The sequence below is a fragment of the Entomomonas sp. E2T0 genome (assembly GCF_025985425.1).
In the GTDB taxonomy this organism is placed as follows: domain Bacteria; phylum Pseudomonadota; class Gammaproteobacteria; order Pseudomonadales; family Pseudomonadaceae; genus Entomomonas.
Window position 1 is genome coordinate 3030180 of sequence record NZ_CP094972.1, and the last position, 18536, is coordinate 3048715.

The window sequence follows — 18536 nt, forward strand, 5'->3', positions numbered from 1 at the left end:
TTTAAATTTAAGCAAATTTACTTTGAATCAAATCAGCTAATTGTTTTGCTGAACTTTCTACAGTTGGTGCATCTTGTCCTTCAACCATCACTCTAATCACTGGCTCTGTACCTGATTTTCTTAATAAAACACGGCCTTTACCATCCATTGCATTAACAATCTGATCAGATAACTGTTGAATATCTTTTGAGTGTAACTCTTGTTCAGATACCATATTTGTTAATCTTACATTGATCAGTTTTTGTGGGCATTTACGTAAAGCTTGGCGAGCTTCTGCCAATGTTTGCCCTCTGTGCTTCAACGCCATTAATACTTGTAATGCTGCAACAATGCCATCACCTGTTGTTGTATGATGACTACAAACGATATGGCCTGAATTCTCACCACCTAATTGCCAACCGTTTTCTAACAAAGATGCTATTACATAACGATCTCCCACATTAGCACGGGCAAAAGGAATATCTAATGATTTAAGCGCTAACTCTAAACCAAGGTTACTCATAAGAGTACCCACTACTCCACCTTCTAATTTACCTTGTTCTTTTAAATCTCTAGCAATTAGAAAAAGTAATTCATCACCTTCGACCAAAACACCTGAATGATCAACCATAACTACACGGTCACCATCCCCATCAAATCCGATACCAATATCTGCTTGATGATTTTTCACCGCCTCTACTAATTGTTCTGGATGAGTAGAGCCACAATTATCATTAATGTTCAAGCCATTTGGATGCACAAATAAAGAAACCACATCAGCACCCAACTCTTTAAACACATTAGGCGCCACTTTATAAGTAGCACCATTAGCACAGTCTAATACTATTTTCATTCCCTCAAAACTAGTATGGTTGGGTACTGTACTTTTACAAAACTCAATATAACGACCTGCCGCATCATTAATACGAGAGGCCTTACCTAAAGAATTAGACTCCACCACTTCCATTGGACGATCTAACAATTCTTCTATCATTAATTCAGTTTCATCTGGTAATTTTGTACCTTTACTAGAAAAAAACTTAATACCATTATCATTATGACCATTATGAGAGGCACTGATAACAATACCTGCGTCTGCATGAAAAGTACGGGTTAAATAGGCAACTGCTGGCGTAGGCATAGGGCCAAGTAACTGTACGTTAACTCCAGCAGAAGCTAATCCAGCTTCTAAGGCTGACTCAAACATATAGCCAGAAATACGGGTATCTTTACCTACTAAAATACGGCAAACACCCTTTTTACGAAAAGCAACACCTGTTGCCCAACCTAACCTCAACATAAAATCAGGAGTAATTGGATATTGCCCTACACGACCACGTACACCATCTGTTCCAAAATATTTTCTAGTCACTCTGCATGCTCTACTGAATTAATCATTTTTACAACATCCACTGTTTCAGCCACATCATGCACCCTTAAGATATGAGCACCTTTTGTTACAGCCAAAGCAGCCAATGCCAAACTTCCATAAAGACGTTGTGTTACTTCTTTACCTAGTACACCACCAATCATCGACTTTCTAGATACACCTACTAACATTGGATACCCTAATGTTAATAATTGATCCATATAACGAAATAATAATAAATTTTGCTCTAAGGTTTTAGCAAAACCGAACCCTGGATCAATAATTATCTTTTCTTTACTAATACCTGCCTGTTGGCAAATCATACTCCGTTCAAGTAAAAAATCTTTAACCTCAACAAGCAAATCATCATAGTGTGTTTGTTGTTGCATATCCCTAGGCTCACCACGCATATGCATAATACAAACAGGTAATCCTGTTTGTTTAGCAGCCTCTAAAGCACCTTCTCTTTGTAATGATCGAACATCGTTAATTATTCCTGCACCTAAACGTGCTGATTCAATTATTACTTCAGGTGTAGAGGTATCTACAGAAATAACCACATTAAACTCTTTATTGATTGCTTCAACGACAGGTGCTACACGATCTAATTCTTCTTGTACAGACACAATAGCTGCATTCGGCCGTGTAGACTCACCGCCTACATCAATAATGCTAGCACCTGCTTCAATCATAGCTTCAGCATGTTTTAAAGCAGCACCTAAATTATTGTGGGATCCACCATCTGAAAAAGAATCTGGAGTGATATTAAGAATACCCATTACCTGTGGCTGGGTTAAATCAAGATCTCGGCTACCACAAGGTAACCGAGAAAGAATAGAAACTGAAGGTTTCATAATTTAGTGCTCGCTAGTTGCACCATTTCCTGTTGAAGTAGATTGGTTATTATTTTCCACGTTATCATTAGTGTGATTATTATCAACTGAAGTTGGTGCTGAAGGTGTATGATCATCCGCATCCCAATCTTTAGGCGGACGAACTTCCCTTCCTTCCATAATGTCATCAATTTGATCACTGTCTAATGTTTCATATTTAAGCAAGGCTTCAGCCATTGTATCTAATTTATCTCTATTGTCTGTAAGAATTTGCTTAGCACGATTATAACAAAAATCAATAATCCTTCTTACTTCTTCATCCACTGCCTTAGCAGTTTCAGCAGACATAGCATTAGCTGCACTATCGCGATAACCAGAGAATACTTCTTGTTCATCCTCTCCATACATTAAAGGACCTAATTTTTCTGATAATCCCCACTTAGTCACCATATTACGAGCAATTTGAGTTGCTTTCATAATATCATTGGAAGCCCCTGTTGTTACCCCCTCAAAACCAAGTGTTAACTCCTCTGCAATACGACCACCAAATAACGAACTTAACATACTTTCTAATGAACGTTTAGAATGGCTATAAGTATCTTCTTCTGGTAAGTACATAGTTACCCCTAGCGCACGACCACGAGGAATAATAGATACTTTATACACAGGATCATGCTCAGGCACTAAACGACCAACAATCGTATGACCAGACTCGTGATAAGCTGTATTACGACGTTCTGCCTCTGGCATTACCATTGACTTACGCTCAGAGCCCATTAAGATTTTATCTTTAGCTAACTCAAACTCTTTCATACCAATCGTACGTTTATTGGAACGTGCAGCAAATAAAGCAGCCTCATTCACTAAGTTGGCCAAATCAGCACCAGAAAAACCTGGTGTACCTCTAGCTAAAATAGAAGGCTTAACATCTTGTTCAATTGGCGTTTTACGCATATGGACTTTAAGGATTTGCACACGACCACGAATATCAGGCAAACCAACCACTACCTGACGGTCAAAACGACCTGGACGTAATAATGCTTTATCTAATACATCTGGACGGTTAGTAGCCGCAATCACGATAATACCATCGTTCATTTGGAAACCATCCATTTCAACCAATAATTGGTTTAATGTTTGCTCACGCTCATCATTACCACCGCCCATACCAGAGCCACGGTGACGACCAACAGCATCAATTTCATCAATAAAAATAATGCAAGGCGCATGCTTTTTAGCCTGTTCAAACATATCACGTACACGACTAGCACCTACACCCACAAACATTTCTACGAAATCAGAACCTGAAATAGTAAAGAATGGTACTTTTGCTTCCCCAGCAATAGCTTTAGCTAATAATGTTTTACCTGTACCAGGAGGGCCAACCATTAATACACCACGTGGAATACGACCACCCAAACGCTGGAATTTACCTGGATCACGTAAAAACTCTACCATTTCAGCAACTTCTTCTTTTGCTTCATCACAACCAGCAACATCAGCAAAAGTCGTTTTTACTTGATCGGGCGATAACATACGTGCTTTACTACGACCAAAGCTCATTGGGCCACCTTTACCGCCGGCGCCCCCTTGCATCTGACGCATAAAGAACATAAATACCGCAATAATAATTAAGATAGGGAAACAAGCTACCAGTAGTTGTGTCCAGATACTTTGCTGTTCTGGCTGCTTACCGATTACTTTAACATTTGCTTTTAGAAGATCTCCCATTAATCCTCTATCTTCAATGTAAGGACGCACTGTTTTAAATGAACTACCATCTTTTCGTTTACCTGTAATATTAAATCCTTCAACAGTTATACTTTCTACTTTATTATCATTAACCTGTTGAATAAATTCAGAATAATTTATTGATTGAGTGTCATTAGTTAAAGAGAAGTTGTTCATTATTGAGACAAACACAACAACGACAACAATCCACAATATTATATTTTTGGTTGTATTATTCAATTAGCCACCCTTCTTTTAACAACTACTTACTTCATTTAGCTCGCACTGCTATAACAAACTTACAGTATCCAATTCCTACTAATTGAGTCTACTATAAATAGACCCTAACAGCATGTAATTTCTTTAAATAAATGTTTATAGATTTTACATGGAAATCCATTAAACTTCAGTACCTTTAAATCCCCTTGCCAACAAATATTGCTCCCTAGAACGACCCCTTGAAGAATTTGGTTTACGCATTTGCACCTTATCAAAAGCTTGACGTATTGATTGTAAATAACTATCAAAACCTTCTCCCTGAAATATTTTGATTAAAAAATCCCCTCCTGGTTTTAATACTCTTGTAGCAAAATCAAATGCTAACTCACATAACAACATAGCTTTCACTTGATCTACAGAGCGCATACCACTCATATTAGGTGCCATATCTGAAATCACTAAATCTACAGGAGCATTACCTACTACAGATAATAGCTCTTCAAAAACTGCATCTTCAGTAAAATCCCCTTGAACAAAAGTAACATCAGCAATACTATCCATTGGCAAAATATCTGAAGCGATTAATTTTCCTTTCTCACCAATCACTCTACTAACAACTTGTGACCAGCCACCAGGAGCAGCACCCAAATCAATTACAGTCATACCATTACGTAATATGCGGTCTTTTTCCTGAATATCAAGTAATTTATAACTTGCTCTTGAGCGATATCCATCTTTTTGCGCTTGTTTCACGTAAGGATCATCAAAATGCTCTTTAAGCCAACGTTGACTGCTTTTAGAACGCGCCACACTATACCTCATTTATAAAAAGTCAGGTAAACTATACCACTTTTAAGTGGAGAACCTTATTATGCCAATCAATCAACAACAGAAAAAACATTTTCAAGCGATTGGTCATCATTTAAAACCTATCGTTATTATAGCGAAAAACGGTCTTTCTGAAGGAGTTATTTCTGAATTAGAGCGCGCCTTAAATGATCACGAACTTATAAAAATCAAGTTGGCAGTAGCTACACCAGAAGATCGTAAACAATTAACAGAAGAAATAACACAAGCAGTTGCCTGTGAAATAGTACAAAATGTAGGAAAAACAGCTTTAATTTATAAAAAGGCCACTAAGCCTAACCGTAAACTTTCTAATATTTTGCGTTATCAAGATACCCTATAATCTGTTCTAAAGGCTCCACATCACTTTACTTAATCTATTTTACATAAAAAAAGCAACCTAATTTAGATTGCTTTTTTTAAATTCAAAATACAACAATATAATTTATTGTTGTATTGTCTTTTCTTCTACATCATCATTAGTCTCAATTATTTCATTAGATTGCTCTTCCATATCTGGAGCAACTTCTTTTTGAGCTTTAGACATATTTTGTTGTAATGATGCTAATTGATTATCTTTTAATTCAACTAACTTCTTCATATCAGCTAAACGAGCTTCTAAATCTGACATGCGACCACGTAATTCATTATTTTTACGACGTGTTGCATCAAGTTCTTCTTCAGACTGTACTACTTTATTGTTTAAGTCAGCAATAATAGCCTTATCAGAAGCATTACCAGAAGTATTATTTGTTTCAGACACACCTGATAACTTTAACTGATCTTGTGTAGGTTTACTATTTGCTGGTTTTTGGTCAACTTTACTAGCAACCATTTGTCGTTGTGTTGTTGATGCTGTGCCATTCACATTTGCTAGCACTTGAGATAATGCTTCTGTACGAGCAGTTTGGCGCATTTGCTCTCTAGAAGGGATACGTAATACAGCACCCTCTTTCAATAAACTCATTTTACCATCAATAAACGCATCTGGATTTGCTTCATAAATAGCTAGCATTGCCTGATGAACAGATGCATTACCACGTGTTCTCTCAGCAAATAACCATAAACTAGAACCTCTATGAGCTCTTACTGTTCCTTTTGGTGCAGCTGCTACAGGTTTAGTTTTTTTTTGAGATTGTGCTGCCACTGTTTTAGACTGAGTTGGCTTTACTGGATTCTGAACGGTAGCTTTAGAAGTTACAACTTTAGCAGGCTCATAAGCTGGCGGATCCATAAGTAACGTATATTCACGTAACGTTTGACCTGAAGCCCATGATACACTCAATAGAAAATCTAAGTATGGTTCTTTAATCGGGTGATTAGAGGTAATTTTAATAATGCTCTTATTGCCACGAATAACAGGTGTAAAAACCAAATCATTCAATGCGTGAGGTCTGTCAATCCCTGCTTTTTCAAAATCTTCTGGAGAAGCTATTTTAACAACCAATTCTTTATTAGTAATACTCTGTACGTCATAAAGAGCTATCTCAGCGTTAAGTGGTTGATTTAATGTGGACTTCCAAGTGACCTCGCCTAATCCTAATGCAAATGCACTGCCCATTGATGATAATGTTACTGCTAAACCCACTGCTGCTAATTTATGAAATCGCACCATGATTAATCCCTAATACCTTCACTATTGAATAGAAAAACTCTATTCGTGTAAACCTCATATGAGTATCTAGAAATATAGATAACTTGACTTATTATCTAATAACTTTTCTAAGAACCACAACAAAAAATTACAATTTATAAATAAAAACTCGCTATTAACAGGTCATCTATTGATCTAAGTTACCAAATTAACTAGCACCTATTAAAAAACTATTTATAAACAAACACAATAAAATCAATATAACTAACAGTTTATATTATAAATATATTGTTATTCAACTACTATAACACTGAAATATAATAATATTAGAGAATATTAATAATTTATTCTCTAATTTCAAAGTTACTTTTTAGTCGTAGCTTTATCAGTAACTAGCCACTTCTTACCATCATAAAAAGCTTTCCAACCTGTTGGTTTACCATTTATTTCTGTTTGTACATATTGCTCTTTAGTTTTTCTACTAAAACGAATTATGCTAAAGTTTCCATCTGGATCTTTAACAGGAGCATCGCAAAGGTAGTGGTATTTAGGGTCAATCTCTGCTTTATGAGGAATTAACTCTTTAACTAAAGGCGCTCTTGTTTCACGCTTTCTAGGAAATTGACTAGCAGCTAAAAATAATCCTGAAGCACCATCACGTAACACATAAGTGTCATCAACTTTTTCGCACTTAAGTTCAGGCATGGGTACTGCATCCATTTTAGGTGGTGCAGGTTGGCCATTCGCTAATAACTTACGGGTATTTTTACAGTCAGCATTGGTACAAGCAAAGAATTTTCCAAAACGTCCCGTTTTTAACTGCATTTCACTACCACAGCGATCACATTCTAATACAGGCCCTTCATAACCTTTAATCTTAAAACTACCCTCTTCAATCTGATAGCCATCACAATCAGGGTTATTACCACAAATATGCAGCTTGTGATGTTCATCCATTAAATAAGCATCCATAGCTGTACCACACTTAGGACAACGATGCTTATTATGCAATACTCGAGCTTCTGACTCTCCCTCGTCATCTTGGGCAATTTCATCACCAGGAATCAAATTAATCGTTGCTTTACAACGTTCCTTAGGTGGCAGGTTATACCCTGAACAGCCTAAAAAAACACCTGTTGAAGCAGTACGGATCATCATATCCCGACCGCACTCTTTACATTTAATTAAAGGGGTTAAAGTAGGTGTATTGGCTCGCATGCCTTCATCTGACTGCTCTGCCTTCTCCAATTTTTGACTAAACCCCTTATAAAAGCTATCTAGTAGCTTTTTCCAAGGCATGTCACCTTCTGCAATCTGGTCAAGATTTTCTTCCATATGAGCTGTAAAGTTGTAATCCATTAAATCATCAAAACTTTCTGTTAAGCGCTCAGTAACAATATCTCCCATCTTTTCTGCATAAAAACGACGATTATGTAAAGTGACATAACCACGTTCTTGAATAGTAGAAATAATAGATGCATAAGTAGAAGGACGACCAATTCCACGCTTTTCTAACTCTTTTACTAAACTTGCTTCAGAATAACGGGGAGCAGGTTTAGTAAAATGTTGTGATGGATTTAGTTTAATTAATTGCAGTATTTCACCTTCACTGATAGCTGGTAACACCTGATCTTCCGATGTTTTACCTACAGCAGCAAGTACTTTTGTATAACCATCAAATTTAAGTATACGGCCTTTAGCCTTTAACTCAAAATCTCCAGCTTCAACAGTGACTGTTGTAGATAAATACTCTGCAGGAGGCATTTGACAAGCAACAAACTGACACCAAATTAACTCATAGAGACGTTCAGCATCACGCTCCATACCTGATAACTGAGTAGCTCGCAAATTAACATCTGACGGACGAATAGCCTCATGAGCTTCTTGTGCATTATTTTTACTAGAATAAGTAATAGCCTTAGCAGGTAAATATTTTTTACCAAACTCACTATCAATATAGCCGCGCACCATATCAATAGCATCCGCAGATAAATTAGTTGAATCCGTACGCATATAGGTAATATAACCCGCTTCATATAAGCGTTGCGCCATCATCATTGTTTTCTTAACCGAAAAACCTAAACGGGTACTTGCAGCCTGCTGCAAAGTAGAAGTAATAAAAGGTGCCGTTGGCTTACTACTAGTAGGTTTATCTTCACGTTTAACAACTTTATAAGCTGCTTTTTCTAAAAGCTGTAAAGCTTTATCAGCTTGCTCTTTATTAGTGGGACGAAATGCTTGGCCTAGCTGTTTCACAACTTCAAAATTGATATTTTCTTTTTTTGCTGTTGCCAAATCAGCCACAATTTGCCAGAACTCTTCAGGAATAAAAGCACGGATTTCCCTTTCTCGCTCAACAATTAAGCGAACAGCTACTGACTGTACACGCCCTGCTGACAAACCACGAGCAATTTTTTGCCATAACAATGGCGAAATCATAAAACCTACAACACGGTCTAAAAAGCGACGTGCTTGTTGTGCATTAACTCGATTAAGATCTAATTCACCAGGTTCAGCAAATGCACTTTGAATAGCTTTCTGAGTAATCTCATTAAAAACTACTCGCTTATAGCGGCTATCATCACCACCGATAGCCTCTCTTAAATGCCATGCAATAGCTTCTCCCTCTCTATCCAAGTCGGTAGCTAGATAGATAGTATCAGCTTCTTTTGCTAATTTTTTTAGCTCATCTACTACTTTTTCTTTGCCTGGTAGAATCTCATAATGAGCTTTCCAACCATGCTCTGGATTCACACCCATACGCTTAAATAATTGTTGCTTGGCTCGTTCTTTAGGCGACACGCTAGTATCTGCTACCTTCTTTCCCTTGGCCGTTGCGGCTACTTTAGTAGTCCCTGTAGGCAGATCACGAATATGACCAATACTTGATTTAACAATATATTGATTGCCTAAATATTTATTAATCGTTTTAGCCTTAGCTGGAGATTCTACAATGACCAGTGACTTACCCATATAACTATTGTTTCCTTGGAGGTTAATCTATATTAAAAGTGATAATAAAAGCCGTTTACTATTTATAGTGTTATCACACTCTTTAATAAATAGTAAATAGACATACGGATACTTTAACTTAATTAGTTGATTCTACTTGACTTTTTATTCTCAAGATTTTAAACCCAATTATAGCCCTAAGTAGTAATGCTGTTGCCAAAATAAATGGATAATACCAAGCATCATCATTCAACTGTAAAATATTTTCTTCAAAAGGATGCATTAAATAGAACTGATAATAAATTACAGCACCAGCAATATAGCCTATAAAGATTGAAAGTGGATAACGCCACACTTGGTATTGAAGTAACATAATCAATCCCAATGTTGATAAGGCAAATAACAATAAACCAATTCCAACAGTAATTGTTAAAACTGGTTCATGGGAAAGTATCGATAACAATTCAGAAACCTGATCAACCGTAACTGTATGAAACTGATAGAAAAACATAATACTTAATGCCCCAGCACCTACTGCTATCACCAATAACAGCAAACGGAGAATAAAGCGAATCCACTTAATCACAAGACAATCCAAATCTTTTATGAAACATTCCAATAAAAGTACTAAAATGCATTCATTTTAGTACAAACTTTTAAAACAAAAAATATTATTTAGTGGAAGGTCTTGCTGCTAATGCTTCATTAATTAATTGAGGTGTTGGTTGGTAACCTGGAATTATATGACCATTTTCTAAAATAATAGCAGGTGTTCCTCTAATACCTATTTTTTGACCTAATACATATTGCTCAACAATGGGGGTATTACATTTTTTAACACTTTTCACAGGAATTTCTTGCATTAATTGATTCATAGCTTCTTGTTGGTTATCTGAGCACCATACTTTTTGTAGCTCCTCAAAACCACGTGAAGCAAAACCTTCACGAGGGAAAGCCAAGTAACGTACCTCTATACCACGTTCATTTAATGCTGGCACACCTTCATGTAATCGATGGCAATAAGGACAACTTGTATCTGTAAAGATAGTAACGTGTGTTTTAGGTTGATTATCTTTTGCCTTAAACACAACCATTGACGATTTATCAATGTTATTAATTAAATTAGCAACAAACTTTTCTTCAGTTTCCAATGTAAGATTTTTTGGTGTTTTATCATTTAACTCAAATAAATACCCTTGAATAAGGTATTTACCATCTTCTGACATATAGAAAACTTTACCACTATCTACTTGAATTTGATAAAAACCTTGTATAGGGCTTTTACCAACTTCTTTAACAACAACATCAGGTAGCATGGTCTTAAATTTATTTTCTACTGTTTTCTCTGCTGCATTAGCTAGACCTGTAAAAACAGCCAAACTAACTGTTAATCCTAGTAATACTTTCTTTAACAACATTCATTAGTCCTCATATCAATGACAAATTCAAGCTACCTTGCTTCAAAACTTAACTCTCAGATTACTACATATTTTCATAAAAACGCAAAGTATTCCATATTCAATCATAATCAGCTAGTTGCTTTTACAACTTAATATGTCTTATTGCAAACAAAAACACACATTCATATGTCGTTTGCTGCAGAAAAATAGCATCCTAATATAATTAAACTACCATAGATACTGAAAACAGTATAATATCCATTAGTTTGTCTAATTTTTTGTTACAAGATGCAGATACTGTCACTATGAATATCGATTTAATTGTTGTGCTTTGCCTGTTAGCAATAGCCATCGTTGCTTTTATGATGAATAAGCCTCGCATGGACTTTGTAGCATTAACAGTTATTGTTGTTTTTCCATTAACAGGCATTTTAACTGTTAATGAAACTTTATCAGGCTTTAGTGATAGCAGTATTATTTTAATTGCTGCTTTCTTTGTTATTGGAGAAAGCTTAGTACGTACGGGAATAGCCTATAGTGTTGGCGAATGGCTAATTAAACAAGCCAGAAATAGTGAAACTCGACTTATAGTATTACTGATGGGTTCTGTTGCTCTGTTGGGTTCTGTTATGAGCTCTACAGGTATAGTAGCCATTTTTATTCCTATTGTTCTAAGCATTGCCAGCCACATGAAAGCTGACCCTAAACGGTTGATGATGCCACTTAGTTTTGCCGCCTTAATCAGTGGTATGTTAACGCTCGTTGCTACCGCACCCAACTTAGTTGTTAGCAGTAAATTAGAAGAAATGGGATTTGAAGCATTTAGCTTTTTCTCTTTTACGCCTATTGGCTTAATTATTCTTTTTGTGGGCATTGGTTACATGCTCTTTGCCCGTCGTTTATTAGTAGCTCCAAAAGATTCTGAAGTTTTATCCAACACCGGTAAACGTAACCTAACGGATTTAATTAGAGATTATAAGCTATCTGGTAGAAATAGAAGGCTTCGTGTCAATTCAGGCTCGCTAATGATTGGTAAAACCATTGAAGAACTACAACTTAGGGCTCGCTTTGGAGCTAATATCATTGGCGTTGAAAGAGAAAAACGAATCACTCATAAAGTACTAGATGCTTCCTCTAACTTAGAAATTAAAATGGGAGATATTTTACTAGTAGATTTCTTTTATAAAGAAACGGTTGATGACTTTTGTAATGCTTTTCAACTCACTAAATTAGCCTTTAAAGGTGACTATTTTACTGACCAATCTCGCTCTATTGGTATGGCTGAAGTTTCCCTCCCCCCTGAATCAAAATTAATTGGTAAAAATATTCTAGAAATAGGATTCCGTTCCACTTATCGACTTAATGTTGTTGGTTTACGACGCAATGGCGAGTCCTTAGAAAATGATATTACTAATGAAAGTTTAAAATTAGGTGATACCTTACTAGTAATAGGTACATGGAAAGCGATTAAGAATCTACAAACACATAACCAAGATTTCTTAGTACTCAGTTTACCCGCAGAAATTGATAATGTTGCTCCTGCTTTAAGTAAAGCACCTTATGCCATTATTGCTTTATTAATTACTGTTGGTCTAATGATTAGTGGCTTTTTCCCCAACGTTATTGTTGCGCTGCTAGGCTGTTTACTAATGGGTGCATTTCGTTGTATTGATATGGATAGTGCTTATAAATCAATTCATTGGCAAAGTCTTATCCTTATTGTGGGCATGTTTCCTTTCGCTGCTGCTTTACAAAAAACAGGGGGCGTAGATTTAGCCGTATCAGGTCTATTAAGTGTGGTAGGCAACTCTAATCCTCATTTATTAATTGGTGCACTATTTGCCTTAACAGCTATTATTGGTTTATTTATCTCCAATACAGCCACAGCCATTTTACTTGCTCCAATTGCTATTAATGCTGCACAACATGTTGGTGCATCGCCCTATCCATTTGCCATGACCATTGCCATTGCTGCCTCTGCTGCATTTATGACACCTGTTTCATCACCTGTAAATACATTAGTAGTGGGGCCTGGCCGCTATAAATTTATGGATTTTATTAAAATAGGGGTACCCTTTACTATACTTGTTATGATAATTTGTATTATCTTTGTACCCATATTATTCCCTTTACACCCTAATCTTTCATAAATGAGAAAACTATGCCTATTTACCATAGCATTGTCCATTTAATTGATAAAAAGCCAGATGGCACACCTGCTACTCTGCATGCTAGTGAGCATGAATTAAAAGAATCCTCTGCTTTAGAAAACCTACTGACAGACTTAAACGAAAGTTATAATGCTAAGCCAAATAAAGCATGGGGTTACTTCCATGAAGAATCAGGTGCTTATCCTTTTAGTGGTTGGCTAACAGGTTACTTAGAACAGCAACAAAACTTTATAGAGTTTAGTAAACAAGCAACCGAACACCTACAAAAATTAATGGAAGAATCAAATCTTTCAATGGGTGGCTATGTGTTGATTGCCCATTATCAACAAGGAATGACTGACTACTTAACTATTACTCTTTTACACCATACCAAGGGGGTTGCTGTTAATGATAGTCTAGAGGTTACAGAAGCTAAACACCTTGATTTATCACAATTGCATTTAGCAGCTCGGATTAACCTATCTGAGTGGCAGAATAATAAGCAATCCAAACAATATATTTCTTTCATTCGTGGTAAAAATGGAAAAAAAGTATCTGATTACTTCCGTGATTTTATTGGTTGCCAAGAAGGTGTAGATGCACCCAGTGAAACACGTACTTTACTAAAAGCTTTTAGTGACTATGTAGAAGATGAAGATTATTCTGAAGATCAGACTAAGCAAAAGACTGATACACTAGTCAGTTACGCCAGCACTCAAGCCAGATTAGGTGAAGCGATTTCCTTAGATGAGCTTTCTGAACTAATGAATGAAGAAACACCTAAAGCTTTTTACGATTATATTCGTAATAAAGACTATGGACTTTCACCTGCCATTCCACCAGACAAACGTACCTTAAACCAATTTAGACGTTTTACTGGTCGTGCTGAAGGGCTTTCTATTAGCTTTGAGGCACACTTGTTAGGTTCGCGTATTGAATATGATGAAGCGAACGATACTTTGTTGATTCATCAAGTACCCACCAAATTAAAAGATCAATTAAAGCGTAATTCTAAGTAACAAACCACTTCCCTTATAAGATCGAAGTTGCTATCAAATAGTAATTTCAATCTTTTACTAGCATAAGTTATTGCCCTAGCAAAAAGTATTTTCCACCTCAAAATAATATAATATGCCTAAGTAACAATAAGGTATTAAAAATACTTTTTATTACTTACAAACCAATATCAATTTGCTTATTGGTTAGAGCTACTAGATAGCCTTTTATGTAAATTAATTACAACTATCTAGGAGATTCTATGTTCAGTAAAAAAGCTAAAACCAAATACCCAATCGTGTTAGTACATGGTTTATTTGGCTTCAGTCGCATTGCAGGTTATCCGTACTTTTTCAATATTCCAGCTACCTTAAGAAGACACGGTGCTACCGTGTTTATTCCCACGGTATCTGCTACCAATACTACTGAAGAACGTGGTGAACAACTATTGGCTGAAGTACACAAAATTTTAAAGAAAACAGGTGCTAAAAAAGTCAATCTAATCGGTCATAGCCAAGGCGCCCCCACTTCTCGTTACGTTGCTGGGGAACATCCAGAGTTGGTGGCTTCGGTTACCTCCGTAAGTGGCGTTAACTTCGGTTCAGAAATAGCTGATTTAGTAATGGATGCCCTACAGTGCAAATTGCCAACAGAAATTGCTAATTTAGTGGTAAGCACTTTTGGCTCATTAATATCTTTATTAAGTGGCAAACCCTTTGCACCACAAGATGCACTGGGCTCACTAACCAGTTTAACCACTGAAGGCACAGCCGCTTTTAATAAAAAATACCCGTATGGTTTACCAACCACTTGGGGCGGTGAAGGTAAAGAGCTTGAAAGTAATGGCGTACGTTACTATTCATGGGGAGGTATCATTAAGAAAAATCTTATTAACGAAGGCTTAAATCATGTCGATCCAACCCATGTTTTATTACTAGTGCTTAGTTCACTTTTCAAAAAAGAAGCCCATCAAAATGATGGCTTAGTGGGTCGTTTTAGTATGCATTTAGGAAAAGTAATAGGTACTGATTTCCAAATGGATCATGCTGATACTATTAATCAAGTTGCGGGGGTTCATCCTATTACCCCTGATCCAGTAGATTTATACGTTGCACATGCGGCACGTTTAAAAGCTAAAGGGTTGTAAACCAGTCAAAAAAGGCACTAAGATTATTAGTGCCTTTTTCGTTATTAGTGATGTTCGCGAGTAGCCCTAAACTTAATATCAGGCCAACGTTCTTCCATTAAACTTAAATTAACACGTGTAGGTGCTAAATAAGTTAGATGTCCACCACCATCAATCGCTAAGTTATCAGTTGCTTTAATCTTGAACTCTTCAAGTTTTTTCTTATCGTCACATTCAATCCAACGTGCCGACCAAACATTGACTGCTTCATACAAACATTCTACTTTGTACTCTTCTTTTAAACGGCTAGCTACCACATCAAACTGCAACACCCCCACAGCACCAAGAATAATGTCATTATTACGTTCTGGGAAGAAAACTTGGGTTGCTCCCTCTTCTGCTAATTCTTGTAAGCCTTGACGAAGCTGTTTAGATTTTAATGGGTCTTTTAAACGTACGCGACGGAATAATTCTGGAGCAAAGTGCGGAATACCTGTAAAACTTAGCTTTTCACCTTCAGTAAAGGTATCACCAATTTGAATAGTACCGTGATTGTGTAAACCAATAATATCACCACCCCATGCTTCTTCTAACTGTTCACGCTCAGAAGAGAAAAAAGTTAGGGCATCCGAAATTTTTAAATCTTTACCAATGCGAGAATGATACATTTTCATGCCTTTTTGGTAACGACCTGAACAAATACGCATAAACGCAATACGATCACGATGCTTAGGATCCATATTAGCTTGAATTTTAAACACAAACCCAGTAAATTTTTCTTCAGTTGGCACTACTTCACGCTCATTAGCCATGCGTGATAATGGCAATGGTGCCCAATCGACTACTGCATCTAATACTTGATCTACACCAAAATTACCCAATGCAGTACCAAAGAAAACAGGAGTCATTTTACCTTCCAAAAAGGCTTGTTTATCAAACTTATGACAAGCTCCCTGAACCAATTCTAACTGTTCTTTAAAGTCATCATATAAATCGCCTAAATGCTCACGTGCTTCATCTGTATCTAAGCCACTAATAACTCTATTTTCAATACGCTCGTGGCCATGACCTGCAGTATAGGTAATAATTTTATCTTCAGTAAGATGATAAACACCTTTAAAATCACGATAACAGCCAATAGGCCAAGTAATAGGAGCCGCTTTAATTTTTAAAACAGCTTCAATTTCGTCTAATAGCTCAATAGGATCACGAATATCACGGTCTAATTTGTTAATAAAACTAACAATAGGTGTATCACGTAAACGACATACTTCCATTAAAGCAATAGTACGTGGTTCAACCCCTTTACCACCATCTAACACCATTAACGCACTATCCACTGCAGTTAAAGTACGATAAGTATCTTCTGAAAAGTCCTCATGGCCTGGTGTATCGAGCAAGTTAATCATATGCTCACGATAAGGAAATTGCATTACTGAGGTAGTAATAGAGATACCCCGTTGCTTTTCCATTTCCATCCAATCGGAAGTAGCATGACGATCAGACTTTCTCGCCTTAACAGTACCCGCCACACTAATAGCTTGCCCCATTAGCAATAACTTTTCAGTAATGGTAGTTTTACCCGCATCAGGATGGGAAATAATGGCAAAAGTACGGCGTTTTTCAACTTCGTTTTTTAGTTCAGTGGCAAATGACATAATAGGTAAAATTCTTTGAGCTTATAAAAGGTGCGCTATTTTCGCTTATCTTAATTCAATACTCAACCATTTAGCTCTGTTGACTGCAAATAAGCTAAAACTTGAGCAAATATCTTAGCAGGATCTTCTTTATGAATATCTGCAGATAACAGTTGTCGAATACGTCTAGAACCAGGAAATCCTTGAGCAATGCCTAATAGATGGCGACTAATATGTTGTACTACGCCACCCTGAGCGACATGTTGCTCAATATAAGGCAACATTCTTAAAAAAGCATCTGAACGAGCAATAACGGATTCATCACTAGCAAACAACTGTTGATCTACCTGCGCCCATTCATAACAATTATGATAAGCTGCTCGACCCACCATCACACCATCAAAGATTTGCAGATGGTCATTGGCTTCCTGCATGGTATTAATACCACCGTTTAGAATAAAAACAGTATCTGGAAAATCTTTTTTAAGCTGTGCAGCTACTTCATAACGTAAAGGTGGAATATCTCGATTTTGTTTAGGAGAAAGCCCTTTTAAAATAGCTATACGTGCATGTACGATAAATCGTTGACAACCCGCTTCCACACTTTGCCCAACGAAATCTACTAGCTCACCATAACTCTCTCGACCATCAATGCCTATGCGATGTTTGATAGTAATAGGAATATCAACAGCATCTTGCATAGCCTTAAAGCAATCAGCCACTAATTTAGGATGTGCCATTAGACAAGCGCCAATTAAATTGTTTTGCACCCTATCACTAGGACAGCCTACATTAAGATTAACCTCATCATAGCGCCATTGTACCGCCATTTTGGCACATGCAGCTAACTCACTAGGAACACTTCCACCTAACTGCAAAGCAACTGGATGTTCTGCTTGGTTATAAGCTAAATACCTAGCTGCATCACCATAAAGCAATGCACCTGTGGTGATCATTTCGGTGTAAAGTAATGCATGTTTAGTTAAGCCCCGCATAAAATAGCGATAATGACGATCAGTCCAATCCAACATGGGGGCTACAGAAAAACGATAACTGGGTGGTAACTCAGTTGTTTGTGTTGCTGTCATCTATAAAATCTATCAAAAAATAATTATTAGTTTACTATAATTATTAACAACAATATAAATATCTTCATATTAGCTATTAATATTTTCTAACTAACACAGTAAACAAATATTTTTGCAGATAAATAATCAAAAAAACATAGTAATTTTAGAATAGGATAAAACTATTAATCTATTAAATTACCATTGTTATCGTAGGTATTAGAGCGCTTGCTATCGCTATTCTTTGCAGAAAATTCATCTGTTTTATAGTATTGCTTAGCTGTTCTATTAAATGTAATAAATTTAAAGACTATCCAAACCATCATAAAAACAAATAACCATATAGCCAACCAAAATAAAACGACTACTGCAGCTAATTTAACTACAAAAAACACAAGACGTGTAAGAGTATAACCAACACCTGATAACTTATTACGCATAGCACTGGCGATTTGTAGCTCTTGCGTTGCTACTTTCTCATAGCCACTGGTAAATATATTACGAATTTTCTGCCAAATAGATTGTGATGATTTGCTATAAGCTGTCATATTTTCCTAACTTCTACTAAATAGGTTGCTTCTTTTCTTTATTTTTAACATAAATCTACTAGTGAAAATAGTAGTTAACGTACTTAGTT

The 18536-nt window shown here is 36.4% G+C and carries 15 protein-coding genes; 4 read left to right on the forward strand and 11 right to left on the reverse strand.

The window, feature by feature from the left end:
• Positions 1–7 precede the first annotated feature (7 nt).
• The 4 genes from glmM to rlmE form a co-directional block, all read right to left on the reverse strand.
• Positions 8–1351 carry a phosphoglucosamine mutase gene (gene glmM / locus MTZ49_RS14400; RefSeq protein ID WP_264746148.1) on the reverse strand — a complete coding sequence of 448 codons (1344 nt, stop codon included), beginning with the start codon at positions 1349–1351 and terminating at the stop codon, positions 8–10.
• A complete protein-coding gene (gene folP / locus MTZ49_RS14405; RefSeq protein WP_264746149.1) occupies positions 1348–2202 on the reverse strand; it encodes a dihydropteroate synthase in 855 nt (284 codons plus the stop codon). The genes glmM and folP overlap by 4 nt, the downstream gene beginning before the upstream one ends.
• Positions 2203–2205: 3 nt before the next feature.
• Positions 2206–4152 (reverse strand): ATP-dependent zinc metalloprotease FtsH, encoded by a 1947-nt coding sequence (ftsH, locus tag MTZ49_RS14410; protein WP_264746150.1) that lies wholly within the window; start codon positions 4150–4152, stop codon positions 2206–2208.
• 159 nt (positions 4153–4311) lie between these two features.
• Positions 4312–4941 carry a 23S rRNA (uridine(2552)-2'-O)-methyltransferase RlmE gene (gene rlmE / locus MTZ49_RS14415; protein ID WP_264746151.1) on the reverse strand — a complete coding sequence of 210 codons (630 nt, stop codon included), beginning with the start codon at positions 4939–4941 and terminating at the stop codon, positions 4312–4314.
• Between the two features lie 61 nt (positions 4942–5002).
• Here rlmE and yhbY point away from each other — a divergent pair, with 61 nt between their 5' ends.
• The gene (gene yhbY, locus MTZ49_RS14420) at positions 5003–5320 is read left to right on the forward strand and encodes a ribosome assembly RNA-binding protein YhbY (protein WP_264746152.1); all 318 of its coding nucleotides are present in this window, start codon (positions 5003–5005) and stop codon (positions 5318–5320) included.
• Between the two features lie 102 nt (positions 5321–5422).
• Here yhbY and MTZ49_RS14425 read toward each other — a convergent pair whose 3' ends face one another.
• The 4 genes from MTZ49_RS14425 to MTZ49_RS14440 form a co-directional block, all read right to left on the reverse strand.
• Positions 5423–6592, reverse strand: coding sequence for a FimV family protein (locus MTZ49_RS14425; protein WP_264746153.1), 1170 nt, complete (start codon positions 6590–6592; stop codon positions 5423–5425).
• A gap of 342 nt (positions 6593–6934) precedes the next feature.
• On the reverse strand, positions 6935–9544 hold the full coding sequence (topA, locus tag MTZ49_RS14430) for a type I DNA topoisomerase (RefSeq protein ID WP_264746154.1): 2610 nt from the start codon (positions 9542–9544) through the stop codon (positions 6935–6937).
• Between the two features lie 118 nt (positions 9545–9662).
• Entirely contained in the window at positions 9663–10109 is a 447-nt protein-coding gene (locus tag MTZ49_RS14435) for a hypothetical protein (RefSeq protein ID WP_264746155.1), read from the reverse strand.
• Positions 10110–10194: 85 nt separating this feature from the next.
• The gene (locus tag MTZ49_RS14440) at positions 10195–10941 is read right to left on the reverse strand and encodes a disulfide isomerase DsbC N-terminal domain-containing protein (protein ID WP_264746156.1); all 747 of its coding nucleotides are present in this window, start codon (positions 10939–10941) and stop codon (positions 10195–10197) included.
• Between the two features lie 287 nt (positions 10942–11228).
• On the opposite strand from MTZ49_RS14440, the gene MTZ49_RS14445 reads away from it, so the two are divergent.
• The 3 genes from MTZ49_RS14445 to MTZ49_RS14455 all read left to right on the forward strand — a co-directional run bounded on the left by MTZ49_RS14445 (position 11229) and on the right by MTZ49_RS14455 (position 15216).
• The gene (locus MTZ49_RS14445) at positions 11229–13073 is read left to right on the forward strand and encodes an SLC13 family permease (RefSeq protein ID WP_264747895.1); all 1845 of its coding nucleotides are present in this window, start codon (positions 11229–11231) and stop codon (positions 13071–13073) included.
• A gap of 11 nt (positions 13074–13084) precedes the next feature.
• The gene (gene yejK, locus MTZ49_RS14450) at positions 13085–14092 is read left to right on the forward strand and encodes a nucleoid-associated protein YejK (RefSeq protein WP_264746157.1); all 1008 of its coding nucleotides are present in this window, start codon (positions 13085–13087) and stop codon (positions 14090–14092) included.
• 239 nt (positions 14093–14331) lie between these two features.
• Positions 14332–15216, forward strand: a complete 885-nt coding sequence (locus tag MTZ49_RS14455) for an esterase/lipase family protein (protein WP_264746158.1) — start codon at positions 14332–14334, stop codon at positions 15214–15216.
• A gap of 44 nt (positions 15217–15260) precedes the next feature.
• On the opposite strand, the gene MTZ49_RS14460 is transcribed toward MTZ49_RS14455, so the two are convergent.
• From MTZ49_RS14460 to MTZ49_RS14470, 3 genes are all read right to left on the reverse strand, one after another.
• Positions 15261–16853 carry a peptide chain release factor 3 gene (locus MTZ49_RS14460; protein WP_264746159.1) on the reverse strand — a complete coding sequence of 531 codons (1593 nt, stop codon included), beginning with the start codon at positions 16851–16853 and terminating at the stop codon, positions 15261–15263.
• 62 nt (positions 16854–16915) lie between these two features.
• The gene (gene dusA, locus MTZ49_RS14465) at positions 16916–17920 is read right to left on the reverse strand and encodes a tRNA dihydrouridine(20/20a) synthase DusA (protein ID WP_264746160.1); all 1005 of its coding nucleotides are present in this window, start codon (positions 17918–17920) and stop codon (positions 16916–16918) included.
• 164 nt (positions 17921–18084) lie between these two features.
• Positions 18085–18447 (reverse strand): hypothetical protein, encoded by a 363-nt coding sequence (locus MTZ49_RS14470; protein WP_264746161.1) that lies wholly within the window; start codon positions 18445–18447, stop codon positions 18085–18087.
• Positions 18448–18536 lie beyond the last annotated feature (89 nt).